Origin of the sequence: Chamaesiphon sp. GL140_3_metabinner_50 (genome assembly GCF_025361915.1) — a bacterium.
Lineage (GTDB): Bacteria > Cyanobacteriota > Cyanobacteriia > Cyanobacteriales > Chamaesiphonaceae > Chamaesiphon.
Genome location: NZ_JANYJC010000096.1, coordinates 1 through 3298, shown reverse-complemented (window position 1 = coordinate 3298; position 3298 = coordinate 1). Strand labels below are relative to the sequence as shown.

General features: G+C 49.7%; 1 protein-coding gene. It reads right to left on the bottom strand.

Annotated features, from left to right (window positions below):
• Positions 1-245: 245 nt before the first annotated feature.
• Positions 246-2750, bottom strand: coding sequence for an endonuclease MutS2 (locus Q0R35_RS05210; protein WP_295615032.1), 2505 nt, complete (start codon positions 2748-2750; stop codon positions 246-248).
• Positions 2751-3298 lie beyond the last annotated feature (548 nt).

Below are 3298 nucleotides of genomic sequence, written 5' to 3'. Positions count from 1 at the left end.
GCTTGCGCCAACGCGCTGTAGGCGTTGGCGCAAGCCTGCCGTAGGCACAGACGTATCGAAGATGGTTTCCTCGTGCTAAGCGTTGCACCAAGCAGAGCCTCGAAACCCAACATCCCTAGAGAGTTGGGTTTCGCGGGCTTCTACCCAACCTACAGATATGTATATTATTAAATCCTCATTCCTAAGTACCTATTATTTAGAAAGTAGTTGGCAAAAATAGGTTCGACAGCTTCCAACATTGGAGATTACTTGAGATAAACGATCGTCACGCCACCGCCACCATCCTTCTCGCCAGCGATTTCGATCCGATCGACATAAGCACGATCGGCTAAAAACTCGTGGATACCTTCGCGGAGTTTGCCAGTACCTTTGCCATGAATTATCCACATTATGCCAGATTGATAGGCTCGATCGAGTGCTCGATCGATCTCGACGGTGGCATTCATCACGCGTTGTCCCCGCACGTCTACGGTGTTTTGCGATGTCCGAATGGCGACGACAGGAGCGCGAGGGGTTGGTGTACCGGGAACTTTGGCGGCGGATTTTTTAGGCGGTGGGGCGGCTTTTTCGCCAGTTAGCGATTCGATATCGACGAGGGCGACATTCATTTTCATGATCCCAAACTTGACATTGAGATTGCCACTATCGTCTACTTTACTGAGGACTTCGGCAGTTTGTCCTAATTTAGGAATCCGAATCCGATCGCCTACCTGCGGATTGAACCCTGGTGGGGGCTTGGGCGTGGCTTTAGCCTGAATATGGCGGTTTGTCAGTCCGTCTAGATTTGAGGTAGCGGCTTGGGCAGCCTGGGCGGTCTGGGGGCCTTGCTGGAGTTGGCGAATGACTTGGGCGATTTCGCCTTTAGCTTCAACAATGGCGGCTTGAATTGCTTTTTCTTGGTTGATTTTAAGTTCCTGTTCCCGCGCTTGCAATTGGGCAGCTTTTTGGGAAACTTCTAAATAGAATGCTTCTGCCTGTTTTAAGATATTCGCAGCTTCATTTGCCTTGGTTTCCTGCGCGCGGCGTTGCGCTTCCAATCCGGCAATTACTTCATTGACTGCTTGAGTTGCACCCAAAACTACCTGCGATCGGGCACTATCGACAACTTGGGCATTTAAACCCAATCGTTGCGCGATCGACAAGGCATTCGATCGACCGGGGATGCCCCATAATAATCGATAAGTCGGCGATAAACTGACATCATCAAATTCTACCGAAGCGTTCTCAAATCTACTGTCTTGATATTTAAGAGCTTTTAATTCGCCATAGTGAGTAGACGCGATCGTCAGCATCGCCCGATCGGCTAAATGCTGCAATAATGCGATCGCCAAAGCACTCCCCTCAGCCGGATCTGTTCCCGCACCAACTTCATCGAGGAGAATGAGGGATTGTGGATTTCGGATTGAAATATCTTCGTCTCCCAGTCCCCCCGTCTCCCCGTCTCCCAGTCCCCCAGTCTCCCCATCTCCCATCTCCCCACTCCCGTCCCCCATCTCCCCACTCCCATCTCCCACCGCATCTAAAATCCGACTAATCCGGCGAATATGTCCTGAAAAAGTCGAGAGACTTTGCTGGAGAGATTGTTCGTCGCCGATATCGGCGAGAATTAGGTCGAACCAGGGAATCTCAACTGGCTCGCGGGCAGGGATAAATAGCCCCACCTTTGCCATTAAAGCGACGATCGCGAGGGTTTTGAGGGTAACGGTTTTTCCGCCTGTATTAGGGCCTGTAATGGTGACGACGCGGATATCTGGGCGAATCGATAGATCGATCGGGACGACGGCACAGCCTTGCTCGTGTTGGTGTTGCCAAATTAGTAAGGGATGGCGGAGTTGGCGGAGGGTGATATATTCATTGGCAGTTCGATCGATAATCCGGGGTGGATTGGCTGATAACCAGAGGCTGTATCTAGCTCTAGCTGTGGCGAGATCGATCGTCGTAGCAATGACAAGCAGATGTTCGAGATCTTCGACGACTGCTGTTACCTTGGCGGTTAATGCCGTTAGTACTAGTTCGATTTCGCGTTGCTCTTGGCGTTGGAGTTGACGCAGTTGATTGCCCAAGTTAATAATCTGTTGGGGTTCGATATATAAAGTCGAACCACTCCCCGATGTATCGTGAACGACACCAGGAATCGCATCTTTATGAGAAGCTTTAACCGGAATGACAAAGCGATCGCCCCGTTGGGTAATTAACGGCTGTTGAATTGCATTCGATTGGCGTTGGATGAGGCTATTGAGCGACTTATAAATTCGATCGCGCAATCCTTTAAGCTGTACCCGTACCTGTGATAATTTCTCATTAGCTCGATCGGTCACATCACCGCGATCGTCGATACAATGATAAATCTCTTGCTCTATTTCTGGATAAGTCCGCACATCGGCGATTAAAGCTTGTAGAACAGGAATTTTTTCTTCACTATCGAGCGTCCGGCGTAACTTCCGCATTCCCGCCAAGGTAGTCGCAATTTCGTGCAACTCTCGCCCTGATAGCATCCCCTGTACTGCGGCGCGTTCGAGTGCATCGCCAAAGTCTTCAATGCCATCAAATGACAACCCACCAGTCAAGCGGGTTTCTAAGTCATATACTTCCTTCGTTTGAGCGAGTAAATTGAGGCTAATACTAAGCTGTTTGGGAATTACCAAATTCCTGGCGGCAATCGCACCCAGCTTTGTCGCCGCAAATGTCGCTACCTGCTGACATAACCGAGACCACTCTAATAACTCTAATGTCTCTTTCTGGATCGTCACGCTGAACTTAATGTTGCAATTTTAACTATTATAAAGGCTCTAGAGGGGGGATGGGAGTTGGAAGATGGGAGATGGGAGTTGGGAGTTGGGAGTTGGGAGTTGGGAGTTGGGAGTAAGAAGTAAGAAGTAAGAAGTAAGGAGTATGGAACTTGCTTAGAAATAACATCCCAGATATTTGTGGGTTTAGGTTGTGGCTACGGCAGGCTGTCGCCAACGACTTCGCTCAACCTCCGAGGGTTGAGCGAAGTCGTAGCGTAGCGTCTCCGTAAGGAGAAACCTAAACCCACTGGTAGTCTATTAAATTGCAAGCCCCTATGGGAAAATTCAAGCGCAGCTCACCCTATGCTCGTCATCCTCCCCATCTTTCCTATCTCCCAACTCCCATCTCCGCTCTCCCATCTCTCAACTGCTTGTGTTAGAACCCAGCCAAGCTGTACATTAGAGCTAAATAGTATTGTTGTCTCAGATTTGCCAAGTCTAGACACTCCCCGTTGGCGTAGCCTCTCCACGCGAGAGAATCGATGGCGGTAATGACACTAAACCTCTCA